The following is a 19395-nucleotide window of genomic DNA, read 5'->3' on the forward strand; positions in this document are numbered from 1 at the left end:
CGACCACCGCGGTCCCGACCGTCAGGATCCCGACCGCCGAAGCCCCGGCCGTCAGCATCCCGGCCATCGCCGGAGCCGCTGTCCACCTCGTACAGCACCGGCGGCCCCAGCAGTCCGAACCGCAGCCCGCACCGCTTCACGCCGCCCACTGCCTTCCCCTGCGGCGGGCCCGCACTCGCACCCGCGCTCACGCTCCACGACGAACATCCACACAGCACGACGAAAATGCCGAGCTTGGCGGAGATCCGCCCCCGTACGACGGTTTCCTGCCACCCTTTTCGACGCCCTCGGCGGGAAAACCGTTCCCCCCTCCGGGCCTTTCCCGTTACCGTCCGTCGACTTCACGCCAACCGAACGGCCTCGAAACGGAACGCCGTTGGCCATATGTTAGCGATCCGTTGGCGCGACCTGATGTGATCACTTCATCGGATCTGGCCCGACGGCGCGCGCGTACGACGCGCAACTCGGGGGAGTGTCGCCGCCGCGGCCGGATCCGGGGGCGCAGGCGGGTCCCGGTCGCCGGAGGTGAGCGACCGGGGCCCGCGTCCCTTCCCTCCTCGCGCTCCTCACCCCCCCCCGCTCCCCCTCGGCAGGTCATGCGCCGCGGTTCTCCCTGCGCCGTACGAACTTCAGGCCCGACCAGCCCTCCCCCAGCGCCGCGACCTTCACGTCGACCACGCCGAGCGGGAGGAAGAGGTCCCGCAGCGCGTTCTCGGTGATGTCGCTGACGTGGCCGGCCGCCCGGCGGGGCCAGGCGATCCAGAGCATGGCGTCGTCGGCGATGTCGTCGACCAGCCCCGGGCCTTCGGCGACGACATCGCCGTACGACCGATAGAACGCGACGGCGACGTCCGCGCCCCGCGGGCCTCCCTCGGCCACCTCGCAGCCCTCCGGCAGCCCGGGAATGTCCCAGCGTGGGGGCGCGTGACGAAGGCGGACCCGGTGGCCCGGCTTGATGCCGATCTTCCTGGCGAGCGGCGTACCGGAGTAACCCATGGCGAACCCCTCCACCCCCTTCTCCTCCCCTCTCCGCGCCGTCTTCCACCCCTCTCCGCGCCGCCTTCCCGCCGTCTCCGCACCGCCCTCGGGCACGGGAATTCATGCACGGGCATCCGACTTGTCCGATTCTCGCGCAACGCGCACGCTGGAACCGTGAGTAACATCACCACCGCGAAGTGAGCCATAATGACCACTTTTGATCAGAGCCTCGGTCACTACGGGTGGTCACCGGATGCCGCGACAGCCACCATCAGCCTGGAGGGCATCGTCACGGGGTGGAGCGAGGGTGCCCGTCGGCTGCTGGGGTACCGCGCCTCCGAGGTCGTGGGGCGGGCCGCGGCCGACCTCCTGGTGGATCGGGAGGCGACCGGCTTCTCGCCCGTCGACTCCCAGGAGTGGAGCGGCACGGCGGCGCTGCGGCACCGCGACGGCCACCGCGTCGAACTGACCCTGCACGCCCAGCCCTCCCTGGACGGCGACGGCGCGACCCAGGCGTTCGTCGTCACCGCCACCACCGGAACCCCCGCCTCCAAGCGCGACCGGTGGATGGTGGAGTGGGCCTTCGCCCAGTCCTCGATCGCCCTGTCCACTTACAGCGCCGCGTCGGGATCGTGGCGGCTGAACGCGGGCGCGGAGGCCGACCCGCTCGGTCAGGCCCGCTCCGACGCGGGGTTCCTCAGGTGTGTCCGGCGGGTCGCCGAGGAGGCCATGCCGATGCGGTACGAGGGGTTCGCCCCGGCCCCGGCCGCGGCTGCCCGGCAGCGCTCCTGGATCGTCGAGCTGTGGCCCGTGCGGGACCCCGAGTCCGGCGAGGTGGCCGGGGTCGGCACCGCCGCCTTCGACAGCAGCGAGCAGTACGCCGCCCGGCAGCGGCTGGCCCTGCTGAACGAGGCGGGCACCCGCATCGGCACCACGCTGAACGTCGGCCGCACCGCCCAGGAGCTCGCCGATCTGGCCGTGCCGAGGCTCGCCGACTTCGCCAGCGTGGACCTGCTCGACTCGGTGATCCGCGGGGAGGAGCCGGTGCCGGGGCCGGTCGACGCGGCCGTGATGCTGCGCCGGATCGCCCACCAGTCGGCCGCCGAGGGCGGAGGGGTGCCGGAGGCCGCGGTCGAGCTCGGCGGGATCGACACCTATCCCCGTTCTCGCCGCCCGCCCGCTCCCTGACCAGCGGCCGGCCGGTCCTCAGCGGCAAGGAGGACCCCGACTTCCAGCGGTGGGTCGACGAGCACGAGGGACGGGCCGCCATCGTCCGGGAGCACGGGTTCCACTCGGTCATGGCCACCCCGCTGCGGGCCCGGGGCATCACCCTCGGAGTCGCGGTCTTCGTCCGCAGCAAGAACTCCCCGCCCTTCGAGCAGGACGACCTGATCCTCGCCGAGGAACTCGCGGGCCGGGCGGCCGTCGGCGTGGACAACGCCCGCCGCTACACCCGCGAGCGCACCAACGCGCTCACCCTCCAGCGCAGCCTGCTGCCCAGCGAACTGCCGAAGCAGGCGGCCGTCGAGGTGGCGTACCGCTATCTGCCCGCCGGCACGGGTGCCGGGGTGGGCGGCGACTGGTTCGACGTCGTACCGCTGTCGGGCACCCGGGTCGCCCTGGTGGTCGGCGATGTCGTCGGGCACGGCATCCACGCCTCCGCCACCATGGGGCGGCTGCGTACCGCCGTGCGCACCCTCGCCGACGTGGACCTCCCCCCGGACGAGCTGCTCACCCACCTCGACGACCTGGTCACCCACCTCACCTCGGACGACGACAGCACCCTGCGGGAGCTGCCGTACACCGGTGGGGTCGGGGCGACCTGCCTGTACGCCGTGTACGACCCGGTCTCCCGGATCTGCACCCTCGCCAGCGCCGGCCACGTCCCGCCCGCCGTGCTGCTGCCCGACGGGTCGGTCAGCGTCGTCCACCTCACGCCCGGTCCGCTGCTCGGCGTCGGCGGGCTGCCCTTCGAGGCGACCGAGCTGGAGCTGCCCGAGGGCAGCCTGCTCGCCTTCTACACCGACGGCCTGCTCGCCCGGGAGCGCGACGTCGGCGTCGGCCTGGAACGGCTCTGCTCGGCCCTGGCCTCCCCGGTGCCGTCGCTGGAGGTGACCTGCGACGCCATCCTCAAGGCGCTGCTCCCCGAGAGTCCCGCCGACGACGTGGCCCTCCTGCTCGCCCGCACCCGCGCCCTGCACGCCGACCAGGTCGCCGCATGGGCTCTGCCGTCCGACCCCGCGATCGTGGCCGACGCCCGCGCGCAGGCCTCCCGGCAGCTCGCCGCCTGGGGCCTTCAGGAGGCGGCGTTCGTCACCGAGCTGGTGGTGAGCGAGCTGGTCACGAACGCCATCCGCTACGGCGACGTACCGATCGGGCTGCGCCTGATCCGCGACCGCACCCTGATCTGCGAGGTGTCCGACGCGAGCAGCACGGCCCCCCATCTGCGCCGGGCCCGGACCTTCGACGAGGGTGGCCGCGGGCTGCACATGGTCGCCCAGCTCACCCAGGGCTGGGGCACCCGCCAGACCCCCACCGGCAAGACGATCTGGGCCGAACAGCCCCTCCCCGTCGGCTGACCATGACCGCGCGCACGGGCGAGGCGACGGCACCGCGGGCCGGGGACGGGGACGCCACGCACACGATCGGGCTGCTCTACCCCCCGGCCGGCCGGGACCGGGAGTACACCACCATGCAGCTCGCGTTCATCGGCGGCGTCGCCGAGGCCGCGACGCAGTACGGCTACGACGTGCTGCTCTCCCCCGCCGGCACGAACGCCGACGCCTCGTTCCGGCGGATGCTCGGGCAGCGGCCGGTGAACGAGGGCGGGGGTGGAGGCAGGGGCGGGGGTGGGGCGGGGCACAGGGCGGGCGGTGAGTGGCACGGGGACGGCCGGCGGCGTGCGGAGGGCGAGGGGCTTGGGGGCGTCCGGCCGCGGGTGGACGGCGTGATCGTGATGGAGATCCGCCGCGAGGACGACCGGGTGGAGTATCTGGCCGAGGCGGGCTTCCCGTTCGTCGCCATCGGCCGCAACCACCGCGCCGACGAGGTGGGCTGGGTCGATCTGGACTTCGCCGGGCTGGCGATCGGCTGCGTACGGCACCTCGCCGACCTGGGGCATCGCAGGATCGCCTTCGTCAACCGGTCGGAGCAGCTCTACAACAGCGGTTACGGGTTCGCCCGGCTCGGCCAGGAGGGATACGTCACCACGATGACCGACCTGGGCCACGAGCCGCACGCCTACCTGTGCGGCGACGACCTCGCCTCGGGCGAGGAGGTCGTGGGCCGGATCCTGGCGGACGAGCCGGCCACCACCTCGCTGGTCACCATGAACGAGGCGGCCCTGGAGGGCGTCTACCGCGGGCTGACCCGGCACGGCCGCAGCGTGCCACGCGACTTCTCGGTCGTCGGCGTGGCGGCGAGCCCGTGGGCCGAGCAGGTGACGCCGCAGCTCACCGCGGCCGAGATCCCCGCCAAGGAGATGAGCCGGGTCGCCGTCGAGCTGATGGTGGAACGTCTGCGCTCACCCGGCTCGACACCCCGGCACGTCCTGCTGAAACCCCTGATCACCCTGCGCTCCAGCACGGGACGGTGCCATCCGGTGCCCGGTTCGGAACCCGAGCCGGAATTCCCTGATTTCGACGTGAATTTCTGATACGCCGGTTTCCGTCACGTCCGGTGATCCACGCCCTCTGATCCACGCCCGCTGATTCCACGCCCTCCGAACCCACGCCCGCTGATCACAACCCCCGGGAGGGGAGCATGCCGTACCCGCTCGACCGCCGCGGCTTTCTGCGTACCGCCGGCACGGGAGCCGCTGCGCTCGGCCTCGGCGGGGCCCTGGCCTCCTGTGGCTCCGACGAGCCGAGCACGACCACCCTCACCTGGTGGGACTACTTCACGCTGGACAACTTCCAGCCCGGGATGACCCGTCTCATCAAGGACATCGAGGCCGGGGTGCCGGATGTGCGGATCGAGCGGCGGACGTTCCCGTTCGCGGAGCTCGAACGGCAGATCACCCTGGGCGCGATCTCCGGCGACCTGCCCGACATCGCGATCGTCGACAACGTCTCCATGAACACGCTCGGCGGCAGCGATCTGCTCGCCGACCTCACCGACCGGGTCGAGAAGTGGGGCCAGGCCGACCAGTACTACAAGGGCCCCTGGGACGGCTGCCAGGTCGACGGCAAGACGCTCGGCCTCCCCAACCAGAGCAACTGCCTGGCCCTCTACTACAACACCCGGATGCTTCAGGACGCCGGTGTGCGGCCCCCCACCACCTGGGACGAGCTGGCCTCCGCCGCCGAGCGGCTGACCAGCGGCGACCGGTACGGCCTGGCGCTGAGCGCGATCAGGACCGAGGAGGGCGTCTTCCAGTTCCTGCCGTTCCTGTGGCAGGCGGGCGGCGACCTGGACACCTTCGCCACCGACGGCGCCACCGCCCTGTCGTTCCTGGACGACCTGATCGCCAAGGGCTCCCTGTCCGAGCAGTGCGTGGGCTGGACGCAGCAGGACGTCAACACCCGGTTCCTCAACCAGCGCGCGGCCATGCAGATCAACGGCCCCTGGCAGATCCCCACGCTGAAGGAGGCCGACTTCGACTGGGCCGTCGTCGCCCTGCCCCGCGACAAGGAGGCGGCCACCTGTCTGGGCGGGGAGAACTGGGTGCTGATGGCGAGCAGCGACCATCTGGACCAGGCGTGGGAGGTGCTGGAGTACACCCAGCGTCCGTCAGTGCTGACGCCGTACCTCGTCGCCTTCGGCAACCTGCCCGCCCGCAAGGACCTGGCCGACCGGGGCACCTGGGCCTCCGACCCGGCCCTGCGGCTCTTCCTGAACCAGCTGCCCCTGGCCCGTCCACGCCAGTACGGCGCGCACTACGCCGACGCCTCCCAGGCCGTCGCGGAGGCGGAACAGGCCGTACTGACCGGCTCCGCGTCCCCCTCGGCGGCGGCGAGGACAGCGGCCGGCAAGATCGACAAGGCGCTGGGCGGGTGATGCGAGGGCGCCAGGGCCTCGCGCAGGAGCTCCACCGGAGACTGGAGAGCCGACGGCAACGGGAGGTCCACCGGAGACTGGAGAGCCGACGGCAACGGGAGGTCCACCGAAGAAGGGACCGCCGCCCGCCGACCCGCCTCTCCCCCTCCGCGCGCCGCCGCCGCGCCGGCTACCTCTTCTGCCTCCCCGGGCTGGCCTTCCTCGCCCTCTTCCTGGCCTACCCGCTCTTCTACAACGTCTGGACCTCCGTCCACGACGTGCGGCTGAGCGGCCTGCTCGGCGGGGGCCAACGTTTCCACGGCCTCGCCAACTACCGGGCGGTGCTCGACGACCCGGCGTTCTGGCACTCCGTACGCCTGTCGCTGCTGTTCACGCTGGCCTCCCTGGCGTGCCAGTTCACGCTTGGCTTCGCCCTGGCCCTGCTCTTCGCCCGCCCGTTCCCGCTGAACGGCCTCCTGCGCTCCTTGCTCCTGGTGGCCTGGCTGCTGCCTCCCGTGGTCAGCGGCACCCTCTTCCGCTGGCTGCTGGACGCGGAGTCCGGCGCCTACAACGCCCTGCTGCGGGCGGTCGGCCTGGATGCCCTCTCCCACGACTGGCTCACCGACCCCTCCACCTCCCTGGCCGGGGTGGTCCTCGCCAACATCTGGGTCGGCGTGCCCTTCAACATGCTGCTGCTCCTGGTCGGACTGCACACCATCGACCCCGAACTGCACGAGGCCGCCGCCATCGACGGAGCCGGCGCCTGGCAGCGCTTTCGCCGTATCACCCTGCCGCTCATGCTCCCGGTCTCCGTGACCGTCCTCCTGCTCGGCCTCATCTACACCTTCAAGGTCTTCGACCTGGTCTTCGTCATGACGGGCGGCGGCCCGGTCGACGCCACCCGGGTGCTCTCGCTCTATGTCTACGAGGTCTTCTTCCGGTTCTTCCGGTTCGGCGAGGGCGCCGCCGCCGGCCTGCTGCTGCTCGTCGTACCGCTGCTCACAGGCGTGTTCTACGTACGACGGCTGCGGCGCGAGGACGCGGTGGGAGGTTCCACGTGAAACATCCCCAACGCCCTTGGCTGCTCACGGCGTTCGCCACGCTGATCACCGCGGCCTTCCTGCTGCCGGTGTACTGGATGGCCAAGACCAGCCTCACCCGCCCGGACCGGATCCTGGCCCCGACCCCGCAGTGGCTGCCCGCCCCGCTCACCGGCGAGAACTACCGGACGGCCCTGGACTACGAAGGCCTGCCCCGGGCCCTCCTCAACAGCGTGGTGATCTCCAGCGGAGTCGTGGCCCTCACGCTCCTGCTCGGCGTCCCGCTCGCCTACGCGCTCGCCCGCGTCCGGATGCGCGGCTCGGGCACGATGGTGCTCGCCCTGCTGGTCGCCCAACTCCCGCCCGCCATCGTGCTGGCGGCACCGCTGTTCATCCTCGAACGCCGGGCCGGTCTCGACGACACCTACCTCGGTCTGATCGCCGCCGACACGACCCTCACCCTTCCCTTCGCGGTGATCGTGCTGCGCCCGGTGCTGCGGTCCTTCCCGCCGGAGCTGGAGGAGGCCGCGCTGGTCGACGGCTGCGGACTGCCCGGCGTACTGCTGCGGGTCGTCCTGCCGCTCATGGCGCCGAGCCTGGTCGCCACGGCGGGGCTGTGCTTCCTGATCGGCTGGGGGGAGTTCCTGTTCGGCCTCACGCTGGCCGAGGGCCCGGACGTCCAGCCCGTCACCGTCCTGCTGAACGCCTTCGTCGGCCAGCACGGCACGGCGTGGGGCCCCCTGATGGCGACGGCCACCCTCATCAGCGTGCCGGTGGTCTGCGTGTTCGCCCTGTTCCAGCGCTTCATCGTCGGCGGACTGACCGCAGGCAGCGTCCGAGGGTGAGCCGGGTGAGCCGCTCGGAGAAACGAGAGGTCAGACCCCGAGCGGATTGGAGCGCGTCGCCGCCATCAGATACCAGGCGGTCGCCCCCGTATGCCGGTACGGGTAGTAGCCGAACCCGAAGCCGGTGTCGAGCGGGCTGCTCGCCGCGACGATCCCGCAGCGCCCGGGAAGCGCCCGCCCTCCGACGGTCTGCCCGCCCCCGAGCAGATCCTGAGCCCGCTCGATGGAGTCGATCAGCCGCCGGGCCCGGGCCTCGTCACCCCGCCCGCTCCGCTCCCGCAGGGCGAGCGCGAGATGAGCGGTCCCCTCGAACCACACGCCGTTGCGGTCGGGCTTGGGCTGGGTGTCGGCGATCGGCGCGTCCTCGTTCGCGAGGAGACTGGCCGAGCTGAAGGTGACACCTTCGTACGACTGCCCCGCCGGCACCGTGCTGTTGCGCCGCTCGGCATGGTCGAGAACGGCCAGCTCACGCGCGGCCCAGTCCAACGACCGGGCGTGGACACGGGAGTCGAGGGCCAGGTGGGTCCAGGTCTGGGTGTCCTCGGGGACGGGCGAGGTGTTGATCGTCGTCCCGTCATTGGTCCCGGTGTAGAAGAACCCGCCTGAGGGCTCCCACATCTTCATGACAAAGGCCTCGGCACGCGCCCGCCGCGCCCTCCACACCCGGTCCCCCGTGAGCCGGGCGAGCCGCCCGAAGAGGCAGACGAGGTCGGTGTTGTGCTCGGTGGAGGTGAACGGAAGCTTCTCGTTGGCCCCGTTGACCCCGAACTTGTACCCCCCGAGCGGTTCCTCGGTACGCCCGTTCCGCTCGATCCACTCCCCGATCCGCACGGCCCCGTCGAGGAACCGCCGCTCCCCGGTCCGCCGCGCGAGCGCGCTGAGCGCGATCCCGGCCCAGGCCATGTCACCCACGGCCGTCCCCGTGAACCCGAACTGCGTCCCGACGTTGACGGTCCCGTCCGCCCGTACGAACCCGTCCGGCTGCCGGGAGCCGTCGTAGAAGGTGTACGGCCCCACGTTGTAGGCCTGCCGCAGCCGACCGTCGTCATGGACCGGGTCATGCTCCTGGGCGTACAGCAGCGCGTCCCCGAGTACGACGGCCCGGGCACGTCCGTCGGTGGAGCGGGTGGCGAGGAGGGCGAGGATCGCGAGGGCGTTGTCGTAGGTGAAAGCGGTACTGAACAACCCCGCCTGGTCGGTGTAGCTCTGGGCGAGCCGGGTGCTGCCGTGGTCGGGGTAGGCGTCCATGGCGGCGGCGAGGAAGGCGTGGGCGCGGCGCTGGGCGGAGGGCGCGTCGGCGTGGGCGGTGCCCGCCCCGGCCGAGGTGAGCACTGCGGCACCGAGGGCGGCCCCGATGAGGGCGCGACGGCTGAACGCCGGGCCTCGACTGCCGGTCATGGCGTTCACGCCGTTCATGCCGTTCATGCCGTTCATGCCGTACCTGCCGACCACGCCGTCCATGCCGTCCATGGGTCTCCCTTGCCGGGCCTTGAGAGCGCTCTCATTGAGTGCGGGGTCATTCTGCTGGTGCGGGTGGGGCGGGTCAACGGCCTTGCGGTGCGGAACGGTTGGCGTCGTCAGCCGTGGCCGGGGCCGCCCGACGCCGGCGCCGTCCTCAACTGGTCAGCCTCCACTGCTGCTCGGGGGCGTTCCACTCGGTGATGCAGGTCGACTGGATGGCCTGCGCGCCGTTGTCGGTGCTGCCGCCGCCTTCGATCGACAGGCACCTGGCGCTCTTGCCGTTCTTGAGCTGGCCGCCCGTGGCCCGGGCCCATCGCTGCTCGGGAGCGTCCCAGTCGGTGATGCAGGTCGACTGGACGGCCCGGGTGTCAATCCCCGGGTTTCGTAGAGACGTTGGTTATGCGGTCCGGCTCTCCTGATCGGTCCGGGTCCGCGCTTGCTGGATGATCCGTTCGAACTCGACGGGCGGTTTCCCGCCGGCCGCGCTGTGTCGCCGTTTCGTGTTGTAGAAGTCCGCGATCCAGGTGGCGGTCTTCAGCCTCGCCTCGGTTCGGGTGGCGAAGGTGTGCCGGTGGACGTACTCGACCTTGAGGACCGAGTGGAACGACTCCGCGGCGGCGTTGTCCAGGGCCGACCCGACGCGTCCCATCGACTGCACCACGCCCCACCGGCCGCACAACTGCTGGAACGCCTCGGACGTGTACTCGCTGCCGCGGTCCGTGTGAAAAATGACGCCGTCGACCTGGCCGCCTCTCGTTGCGATCGCCATCTGCAGGGCTGCGCTGACCAGCGCGGCATCATGCCGCCGACCCATCGCGTAGCCCAGGGCCCGGCGGGAGAAGGCGTCGTGGACAGAGGCGAGGTAGAGCTTGCCCTCACCGGTGTCGATCTCCGTCATGTCGCCCCACCACAAAACGTCGGGCGCGATCGCGTCGAACTTGCGCCGTACCAGGTCACCAGCGGTTTTCCGCTTGCCGGGACGGGTCAGCGAACGGCGTCGGCGTGGCGGTTTGCGGCCCTGCAGACCGAGTTCGGCCATGATCTCGGCGACGGTGTTCTGCGATACTTGCCAGCCCTCCTCCCACAGATCCAGCGTGATCCGCGGCGAACCGTACGTCTTGCCCGAGCGGTCGAAGAAGTAGCGGACCCGCTCGGCCAGTTCACCCCGTCTGATCTCGCGTTTCGTCGGCTCATCGGGCCGACGGCGCCACTTGTAGAACCACGCCTCCGACACACCCAGTGCCCGGCAGGAGATGCGGTGCGAAATGTTGTGCACGGTCTTCTGGTCACTGATCACCCCGACGAGCACCGCCGGGTCCGCCTCAGCTACTTCACCCACAAGACCATGCAGCGTTTGAGGACATCGCGCTCCATCCCCAGCTCCTTGACGTCCTTCTTCAACTGGGCGTTCTCCCGCCGCAGCCGCGCGAGCTCCTCGCTCTCGCCCACCGCCCCGGCCCCGGCGGACCTCCGAGCCCGCGACACCCAGCTCGCCAGCGTCGTCTCGTTGATCCCCAGGTCCCTCGCAACCTGCGCGACCGACTTCCCGGTCTCGGTCACGATCCGTACAGCCCCCTCACGGAACTCTGCGTCGAACTTCCGCCTCTTCTCCGCCATGACTCCCAACTTCCCCTGCAGTCACGATCTCTACGCTACGAGGGGAAGGTCACGGGCGCCGTTGGCGGTGCTGCCGTGGTCCGCGATGGACAGGCACTTACCGGTCTTGACGTTCTTGAGCATGTTGGACGAGGGGCCGGCCCAGTACCACCGCTGCTCGTCGCCCCCGTTGCAGGCCCACTGGATGGCGCTGGTGCCGTTTGCCGCGCTGCCGCCGTTGTCGAGGGACAGACACTTCCCGCTCTTCGCGTTGACGAGCCGGTACGTCGGCCCACTCCCCGTCGCTTCGGAGGCCGAGGCGCTCGGGGCCGCCTCCGTCTCGTCGGAGGAGGCGGAGGAATCAGGGGAGTTGGCCGAAGGCGCCGGGCTCTGCGCGGGATCTGCCACGGCCTTGCCTTGATCTCCCGCCTCGTTCCCCTCCTTGTCACCCTTGCCGTCCCTGCCGTCCTTGCCACCGGACTTGCTCGCACGAGCGCTGCCGGGCTGCTGCGACGGGGTGTTGTCATCCCCCTCGGCCGATGCGCGTTCGGCCGCGGAGGCGGCGGCCGCGTCCTTGCCGTCGTTGTCGTCGGAGCCGGCGCCGACGGCCAGGTAGGTGACGCCGCCGCCGATGAGGAGCACCGCGAGCGCGGCCGCGGCGATCGTCAGTGAACGGCCGCGGCGCGACCGAGGACCGGCGGGGGCTCCTTCGTCGGCGTCCGCTGTGTGGGGCTGCGTCCGGAACGGACCGGCATCGCGGCTCAGGACGGGCGGCGGGCCGAACGGGCCGAACGGTCCCGCTGATGGTGCCTCGGGCGTCTGGGGTTTCTCGGGCGTCTCGGGCGTTTGCGCCGACGGGACGGAGCGGCCGAGGCGCATCGTGACTGCTGGGTCGGGCTGCGCGGCGCCGGTGCCGGGTGCGTCGGGGGACGCGGGCGGCAGGGGCCGGCCCGTGGCAATCGCGCTGAGGAGCTGTGCCGCCTGCGCCGCGTCCGGGCGGGACGCGGGGTCCTTGGCCAGCAGCCCGTGCAGGACGGGGGTGAGCGGGCCGGCCCGGCGCGGCTCGGGCAGCGGTTCGGTGACGATCGCGGTGATGGTCGACCAGGTGGAGGTGCGGCGGAAGGGGGTACCGCCCTCGACGGCGGCGTACAGGGTGGCGCCCAGTGACCAGACGTCCGAAGGCGGGCCCGGCTGCTCCCCGCGGGCCCGCTCGGGCGCGAGGTAGTCGAGGGAGCCGACGAGTTCACCGCTGCGCGTGAGGTGGGTGTCGGCGTCGTCGCCGGGATCGTCGATGGCCGCGATGCCGAAGTCGGTCAGCACCACCCGTCCGCCATGTTCGAGCAGGATGTTGGCGGGCTTCACATCGCGGTGGAGTACGCCGGCCCGGTGGGCGGCGGCCAGGGCGTCGAGGACCTTGGCGCCGATCTCGGCCGCGTGCCGGGGATCGAGGGCGCCCTGCCGACGCATCACGTCGTCCAGCGAAGCGCCCTCGATCAGCTCCATGACGATGACGGGGTGGCCCTCGTGATCGGTGACGTCGTGCACGGCCACCACGCCGGGATGTTGTATCCGGGCCGCCGCACGGGCCTCGCGCTGCATGCGCAGCCGCAGCCCGGCCAGCCTGTCCGCGTCGTGCCCGTCGTGCTCGTCGGCGAAGTCGCGGAGCTCCTTCACCGCGACCTGCCGGCCGAGGGTCTCGTCGACGGCCCGCCATACGGTGCCCATGCCACCGCGTCCCAGCCGCTCCACTGTCCGGTACCGGCCGGCGATCAGCCTGCCGTCACCCTTCGCACGACTCTCCCCCGTCACTGCCACTGCCCGCCTCGAGGTTGGTTTCCCGTGTGCGCATGGCAGCCTAACGGGCTGTCCGGGGGCGGCGAGTTGACGGGCCCCTGGGATTCCGAGCCGACGAGCCACGGTGGCGATCACGTCGGCCTCACGCTGCTCGATCAGCCGCACGGGGACGGAACGTACAGCTCCGTCGGCGCGCTCGCGGCCGTGTGCGGATCCGCCACGGGACTAGGGGCTGTCCTGACGCGGTCGGCCACCGGCTCCACACGAGAGGAGCGCGCCCACCTCGGCAAGACCGCCACGGCGACCTCCGGACGCATCACAGAACGAACATCCCACCACCCTCGGCCCACGGCCCGACCGCGACCCTCGAGGACTGCGTTACAGCATCCGCCCACCGACAGGACACCCGCTCCGAAGGCTGGCGACCAGCGCCGCACAGCGCCACACACCGACGACGGGCAACAAGGCCGACGCAGGCACCTGGACCATTAGGGGCGCCTGTGAGGTGTCGTCCTCTTCTCTTACTCGCCCACCCCGCCCGTTTTCCCCCCCACGGGTCACCCCTGCCACATCCCCCCGCCGTTCCCCGCACGTGCCGCCAGAAAGAGTCACCGGGACCGGCAGCACTCCTGGGCCACCGAGACGAAGGCCAGCTTCGCCTGTTTCAGTTCGTCCGGCCTCTCATGGCGTCGCAGACAGTCGACGAGGTGCTGTGCCGCCGCGGCAGCGTCGGACGGGCCTTCCAGGAGCACCCCGCCCAAGGCACGTTGCAGCAGGACGTCGTCGTCGCCCCGCCCCCGCCCGTTGCGTTCGGCGAGGATCCTGGCCTCTGCGGCCCCGAGGAACTCCGCGTAGGTCTGGCGGCGGAGGGCGAACTCGCGGTGGCCGGCCTCGGCGCGGAGCGTCATGCGAACCGACTCGAGCAGCGCGTCCGCCTGACGGTCGCCCGCGTGGCGTGCCGCAGCGGCCTGCCGGATGCCGGCACTGCGGGTGTACCAGCCGGTCACAACACTGCCCGCGATCGCCGATCCCGCGGCGATCAGCGCGATTCCCCAGTCACTCATGCCGCCATCCTCGCGACCAGCCACGACATGCCACACCACCCTTGCCCGATGTGCGGCGTGGATCACTCTCGGCGACCTCCGAACGGCGCGCGATAGGATCGGATCATGTCGCCCGACGACGCGAACAAACCCGCCCCAACCTGCGAAAACAGCCGTTTCCGCCCGCCGACTACCGGTAGGCTGGACACTTACGGGCGACGGGCGACGGGCGACGGGCGACGGGCGACGGGCGACGGGCGACGGGCGACGGGCGACGGGCGAACGGTCCTGTTCGCGGCTCGATCGGCGGTAGCCCTCTATCGCCTGCTGGATGTCCTCCCCATATTCTCCGGTGACGACCGGATCACCCGCCTGTTCACCCTCGTCCCCGGCTCGGACTTCGGAGCCGACGCGCTCACCGCGATCGACGCCGTCGGAGGCCGTACGGTGCCGTGGAGCGAAGCCTGCGAGCGCACCCACGACCTGGTCGTCGCCGCGAGCCCCAAGGGCGACCTGAGGCTGTTGCGCGGCCCTCACGTCCTCCTGCCGCACGGCGCGGGCTTCAACAAGTCGCTCCCCGACGAAGGTTCGGCCGACTCGGCCTCCGGGCTGGACCCGGCCTATCTGCGACGAACCGACCACGACGCCCCGATAGCACTGCACGCCTTGGCCCACCCCGATCAGGTCGCCAGACTTGCCGCCACGAATCCACAGGCCGCCCGCAACGCGAAGGTGATCGGCGACCTCACTCTCGAACGCGTCCTCGCCTCGGCGCCCCTCCGCGACCGCTACCGGTCGGCGTTGGGCACCGGAGCCCGCAAGCTGCTGGTCCTGGTCTCCACATGGGGACCCGACTCCCTCATCCGGCAACGCCCCGGCCTGCCCGCCCGACTGGCGGCCCAACTGCCCTACGACGAATACCAGTTGGCGCTGGTGGTCCACCCCAACGAACGCAGCCTGCTCGGCACGTACGAGCTCACCGAACGCCTGGCGCCCGCCCTCGACGCGGGAATGGTCCTCCCGGATCCGCACGAGGAGTGGGCCTCCGTCCTGATCGCCGCCGACGCCCTGGTCACCGACCACGGATCAGCCGCCCTGTACTACTGCGCCGCCCAGGACCGCCCCATCGTGAGCGTCCACCCGGGTGGCGGCGAGCTGATCCCCGGCAGCCCCATGGACGTACTCCTCACCGACGTACCGCAGTTGGAACGCGGAGCGGACATCATCGACGCGCTGCGGGCGTACCGCCCGGGTCCCGCGCACACCGCCGCTCAGGCCGCGTTCTCGACCCCCGGTGATGCCGTTGACCGCCTGCGAACCGAGGCCTACGCCCTGCTCGCTCTCGCACCACCCACTCACGGCCTCACCCCCCGGCTGCTGCCCGAGCCTGCGCCCGCCAAGCGTGTGCCCGCGGCGTTCGACGTCCATGTCGAGACCACTGGGGCCGGTGTCCGAATCACCCGGCACCCGGCCGGCACGGGCCTGCCCGGCCACCACTTGGCGGTGGAGCACGGCGCCGCGGACGAACGACTCACCCGTTCCGCGGGCCTGTTGTACCGCCGCCCGCTGCCGCCGCCCAATGCCCCCGTAAGCCACACAGCCCCCATGACCCCCCTTGCCCCCGTGGACCTCGCTTGGACCTCCGACGGATGGACAAGGCACGCGCTCTCCGCCTACCCCGGCTGCCGTTCGGCCGCAGCGCTGCTGCCGTCCGGCGGATGCCTGATCAGAATCCGCGGCCATGAGCAGCCGTACGCCGTCCAGATCGACCCTCGGTCCGAGACCGGCCGCGTCGCACGGATCGACCCGGCCATCGCGCTGTCGGCCGTGTACGCCCGGCTGGTCTCCCCTCAGCCCGCCCCCGGCCCCCGCACCGAGCTGAACTGCCTGATCGCAGACCGGAGTTTCCGCATCACTCTCCGACCGGCCACGGACACCGAAGCAAGCCAGGTGATCTGACTAAACCAGTCCGTTGCGCCGCCGAAGGGCCAGAGCCGCCGTGCGGTGTTCCTCGGCCTCCGCCAAGTTCCCTTCGGCCGTGTCCAGTTCGGCGAGAGCCTCGTGGACGCGCGCGCGGTCGATGCCGGCCCGGCGCCGGTCGGCCCGCGCCAGCGCCTGCTCGTACAGCTCCCTGGCCTCGACCGTGCGACCGAGCTGGTGCAGGACACCGGCGAGGCCGAGCGCCGAGCGTCCGATCAGCCTCTCGCGCTGCTGTGCCACGAACCCGCTGTGCGCCTCGGACAACAGACGCTGCGCTGCCTCAAGGTCTCCCACCTTGGCACTCGCCTCTCCCATCCGATACGTCTGGAGAAGGACGCCGTAAGGGTTGGGGATCGCCCGGTGCATATCGCGGGAGTCGGCGAAATCGGCCAGAGCCGCGCTCCACTCGCCCCGTGCGCCCTTGAGCATGCCGCAGTGCTCCACGGCCGACGCGGCGAGCTTGCGGTCCCGTTCGGAGTCTCCCAGCAGTTCACGAGCGGACATCGCGCTGTCGAGCTGAGCCTCGGCCTCGCCGAACTCTCCCGCCTCCCACAGCGGCCGGGCCAACTGGCAGCGCGTGCGCATCAACCACCCGGCGTTTCCCCCGTGCCGGACCGCCGAGTCGACGGCGAGCCGGAAGACCTCGATGACCTCGGACTGGTGGGGATGGTCCAGGGCATGCGTCCACACCGGCTCGGACAGGGCCACGACCTCGGTGTCCATCGCACGGCCGTGGGCCAGGCGCGCGCACGCGAACAGCACATGGCGTTCCTCGTCCAGCCAGCGGGCGGCGCGTTCGGCACGCTGAGCCCGGACTTCGCGGCTCGCGGCCGCTTGCGGATCCTCCAGCGAAACATCCGGCACCCCAGGAACAGGATCGAGAAGATCCACGACGGTCAGCCGACGGCCGGCGGCGAACCGGTCGGCCAGCTGAGCCTGCCGGACGAACCAGCGCACCAGCCGCACCTGCGCCTCGGCCACCTCCCCGTCGGCCGTCTCCCGGCGGGACCGCCGCAGCGCGTGCGCCCGCAGCGGCCCCGGCAGCCTCATCTGACCGGCCTCCGTCAGCGACAACAGACGCAGGTCCAGTAATCCGGCCCGGTCCAGCTCCTCCAGGGCGTCCTGGCATGCCTCCGGCCCCAGCCCCGACAGAGCGGTGGCGGAGTGGTGCGTGAACGTCTCGCCGGGATGGTGCGGCAGCAACCGGTAGAGCAGGGCCGCCGGGCGGGACAGATCGGCGTACGCCGTGTCCCACATGTACTCCACGCCGGCCACGCCCTTCTCGTCCAACTGGGCCCGGAGATCGGCGATGAGACGAGAGAGCGGACGCAGGCGGTGCGTGCGCACCCACCGGCCCGCCACGTGCAGCGCCGCGGGAAGGCCCTCGCACAACCGGATCACCGCCCGCGCCGCCTCCGGGTCCGCGGCCAGCCGATGGTCACGGACGATCAGCTCCAGCAGTTCCGTCGCGGCCCGCTCCTCCAGTGGCGGCAGCGCCAACTCCACCGCGGCACCCGCCTCGAATTCGCGGAGCGGACCGTGGCTCGTGACGATCACCACGCTGCCCCCCGACGCCGGAAGCAGGGGCACGACCTCCGAGGCGTAACGCGCGTTGTCCAGCAGAAGGACCATCTTCGCCTCGGCGGTCCTGTTCCAGTACTGCCTGCACCGGGCCGCGTACGAGGCCTGCACCTGGTCCGGCTCCACGTCGAGCGAGCTCAGCAACTGGGTGAGCACATCACCGGGGTCCAGCACGTCGCCGTCCCGGAAGTCGTCGAGGTCGACGGACAGCACACCATCGGTAAAGGGGTAGCGGTCGAGCAGAGAGCGGGCGATCAGGCCGGCCAGCTCCGTCTTCCCCAGACCGCCCGGTCCACTCAGCGCGAGAACCAGCGGACGCGAACGGCTCCGCCATTCCGCCACCGCACGCAGGGCACGCTCCAGCTCCTCGTCACGGTTGACGAAGTACACCGGCTCCGGCGGAAGTTCAACCCTCACAACAGCCCCTTCGACCATCCACAGCGCACTCCATGCACTGCCTGACGATCATGCACTCTAGAGACTTTCACCGCCCGACGTCCGGTGCAGCCGAAGACCCGAAAGCCCCGGGCCTCCGCACGAGGCGACGGGTCCAGGGCTGACGGTGATCGGTGCAGTCGCGTCCCTTACCTCAGTGGAGCCGCCTTCGGGATTCGAACCCGAGACCTACGCATTACGGGGGCGACAGAGATCGTGATGGAGTGTTCCTCGTGGTCGCATCAGATCGTGTTTTTGCAGATCAGCGTGCCGATCACGGTCCCGCTGCTCGTATGCCGTGTCGCACCGTCCACAGGCGTCCGCGCTCCCCTTGCGCCCCCGCCCCCTGGCAATCCGATGAACCGGCCCGCACAGCTCCTTGGCGACACCATGGTGGCACGGCTTGTCGAGATCACACATACGAGACGATGGCCATCACTCGCAGGCTCCTCGCTCACACCTCTCACGCCGACGATCACAGCGGCGCACACAGCAACAACAGCAGCTCAACGAGAAGCCGCCCACTTCCGCCCCGAGTGTCGCAGCCGCCTCCTCTCCGATGCCTGCGCGCTCGGGTACGTCGATGTGGAGCAGCTTGAGCAAGTCGGCGGTGACGACCCGGTAGGCGTTGCCCAGACGCAGGACCGTGCACGGGTACCAGCCGCGCTTGGCAAGGTCGTATCCCGTGGTACGGCTGGGGGACAGCGCGCGGTTCGCCGTCTCCAGGTCCACGGCCGCGGGCGGCGCGAGCAGTTCCTCGCGCGTCAGCCCACGGGTCGCATCGTCGCGCTTGGTGATCACGGAGGATCTGTACCCCGCGAGGCAATCCGCCACCTGCCTCCGGTCAAGCCGTCAACGCCGCAGAACACCCCACCCAATAACAAGAGTTTTGTTAATATGGCTCCATGGCCACCACCCCCGACCCCGCTCCCGGCGAAGGCCCCGTCCGCCCGGTCTCCGTCTCCCTCCACGAAGGCACCATCACGGCACTCAAGGCACGCACCGGCAAACGCGGCATGTCCGCCTACGTCGAAGCCCTCATCCAGCGCCAACTCGAACGCGACCGGCTGCGCGAACTCATCGAAGACGCGGAGACCGAGCACGGGCCGGTGGATCAGGCAGCGGTCGAGGCCAAGCGGGCGCTCCTGCGCAGCGACGCAGCCGGCTCGGCTGACGCGGCATGAGCGGCACCCTCGTCCTGGACTACGAAGGCCTGTCCAAACTCGTACGACGCACCCCCGAGCTCACCGAATGGCTGGCTGCCGCCGAGGCCGAGGACATCCGCGTCATCACCAGCTCCGTCACCCTCGTCGAAGCCCGCGACCCCAAAACCAACCAAGCCCGCTTCGACTACGCCGTCTCCCGCGTCAACATCATCCCGCCCACCGAAGCCATCGCCCGCCACGCCAGCAAACTCCTCGCCGCAGCCGGCCTGCACGGCCACAAGTACGCCATCGACGCGATCGTCGCGGCCACCGCACTCGCCTCACCCGCCCCCGTGACCGTCGTGACGTCCGACCCCGAGGATCTCCACATGTTGTGCGGCCCGGGGGTCCACGTCATCAAGATCTGACACGGTGCGAGGCAGGATGGCCCCTGCGGGCAAGAACAGACTCCGGCCAAGCGGGGGAATCCTGACCGGGGCAGCTTGGGGGCTCCGGCTCA

Annotated in this window: 14 protein-coding genes and 2 pseudogenes; 8 read left to right on the forward strand and 8 right to left on the reverse strand. The window is 71.1% G+C overall.

Annotation, left to right across the window (positions count from 1 at the left end):
* Positions 1-594 precede the first annotated feature (594 nt).
* Positions 595-1011: a DUF3052 domain-containing protein gene (locus QQM39_RS18805; RefSeq protein ID WP_301998108.1), complete on the reverse strand. Its 417-nt coding sequence runs from the start codon at positions 1009-1011 to the stop codon at positions 595-597.
* 174 nt (positions 1012-1185) lie between these two features.
* Here QQM39_RS18805 and QQM39_RS18810 point away from each other — a divergent pair.
* The 5 genes and pseudogenes from QQM39_RS18810 to QQM39_RS18830 all read left to right on the forward strand — a co-directional run bounded on the left by QQM39_RS18810 (position 1186) and on the right by QQM39_RS18830 (position 7840).
* Positions 1186-3557: pseudogene (locus tag QQM39_RS18810) on the forward strand (SpoIIE family protein phosphatase).
* A gap of 2 nt (positions 3558-3559) precedes the next feature.
* A complete protein-coding gene (locus tag QQM39_RS18815; protein WP_301998109.1) occupies positions 3560-4633 on the forward strand; it encodes a LacI family DNA-binding transcriptional regulator in 1074 nt (357 codons plus the stop codon).
* Between the two features lie 107 nt (positions 4634-4740).
* A complete protein-coding gene (locus tag QQM39_RS18820; protein WP_301998110.1) occupies positions 4741-5976 on the forward strand; it encodes a sugar ABC transporter substrate-binding protein in 1236 nt (411 codons plus the stop codon).
* Positions 5976-7016, forward strand: a complete 1041-nt coding sequence (locus tag QQM39_RS18825; RefSeq protein ID WP_301998112.1) for a carbohydrate ABC transporter permease — start codon at positions 5976-5978, stop codon at positions 7014-7016. Before QQM39_RS18820 ends, QQM39_RS18825 begins: the two co-directional genes overlap by 1 nt.
* A complete protein-coding gene (locus QQM39_RS18830; RefSeq protein ID WP_301998114.1) occupies positions 7013-7840 on the forward strand; it encodes a carbohydrate ABC transporter permease in 828 nt (275 codons plus the stop codon). The genes QQM39_RS18825 and QQM39_RS18830 overlap by 4 nt, the downstream gene beginning before the upstream one ends.
* Before the next feature lie 30 nt (positions 7841-7870).
* Here QQM39_RS18830 and QQM39_RS18835 read toward each other — a convergent pair whose 3' ends face one another.
* The 5 genes from QQM39_RS18835 to QQM39_RS18855 form a co-directional block, all read right to left on the reverse strand.
* On the reverse strand, positions 7871-9238 hold the full coding sequence (locus QQM39_RS18835) for a Tat pathway signal sequence domain protein (protein ID WP_302003635.1): 1368 nt from the start codon (positions 9236-9238) through the stop codon (positions 7871-7873).
* 460 nt (positions 9239-9698) lie between these two features.
* Complete coding sequence (locus QQM39_RS18840; protein ID WP_301996157.1) at positions 9699-10640, reverse strand: IS3 family transposase; 942 nt, start codon at positions 10638-10640, stop codon at positions 9699-9701.
* Entirely contained in the window at positions 10628-10918 is a 291-nt protein-coding gene (locus QQM39_RS18845) for a transposase (protein ID WP_301994515.1), read from the reverse strand. The genes QQM39_RS18840 and QQM39_RS18845 overlap by 13 nt, the downstream gene beginning before the upstream one ends.
* Positions 10919-10948: 30 nt before the next feature.
* On the reverse strand, positions 10949-12706 hold the full coding sequence (locus tag QQM39_RS18850) for a serine/threonine protein kinase (protein ID WP_301998115.1): 1758 nt from the start codon (positions 12704-12706) through the stop codon (positions 10949-10951).
* 593 nt (positions 12707-13299) lie between these two features.
* A complete protein-coding gene (locus QQM39_RS18855) occupies positions 13300-13755 on the reverse strand; it encodes a hypothetical protein (protein WP_301998117.1) in 456 nt (151 codons plus the stop codon).
* Between the two features lie 105 nt (positions 13756-13860).
* Between QQM39_RS18855 and QQM39_RS18860 the strand changes: the two genes are divergently transcribed.
* A complete protein-coding gene (locus tag QQM39_RS18860; protein WP_301998119.1) occupies positions 13861-15693 on the forward strand; it encodes a translation initiation factor 2 in 1833 nt (610 codons plus the stop codon).
* Here the strand turns inward: QQM39_RS18860 and QQM39_RS18865 are convergent, their stop codons facing one another.
* Complete coding sequence (locus QQM39_RS18865; RefSeq protein ID WP_301998121.1) at positions 15694-17712, reverse strand: NB-ARC domain-containing protein; 2019 nt, start codon at positions 17710-17712, stop codon at positions 15694-15696.
* Between the two features lie 600 nt (positions 17713-18312).
* Positions 18313-18528 (reverse strand): annotated as a pseudogene (locus tag QQM39_RS18870) (hypothetical protein); the annotation flags it as partial.
* Between the two features lie 107 nt (positions 18529-18635).
* Between QQM39_RS18870 and QQM39_RS18875 the strand changes: the two are divergent.
* Both QQM39_RS18875 and QQM39_RS18880 read left to right on the forward strand, forming a co-directional pair.
* Complete coding sequence (locus tag QQM39_RS18875; RefSeq protein ID WP_301998122.1) at positions 18636-18914, forward strand: hypothetical protein; 279 nt, start codon at positions 18636-18638, stop codon at positions 18912-18914.
* Positions 18911-19303 (forward strand): type II toxin-antitoxin system VapC family toxin, encoded by a 393-nt coding sequence (locus QQM39_RS18880; RefSeq protein WP_301998123.1) that lies wholly within the window; start codon positions 18911-18913, stop codon positions 19301-19303. Before QQM39_RS18875 ends, QQM39_RS18880 begins: the two co-directional genes overlap by 4 nt.
* Positions 19304-19395 lie beyond the last annotated feature (92 nt).

The organism is Streptomyces sp. DT2A-34, assembly GCF_030499515.1.
Lineage (GTDB): Bacteria > Actinomycetota > Actinomycetes > Streptomycetales > Streptomycetaceae > Streptomyces.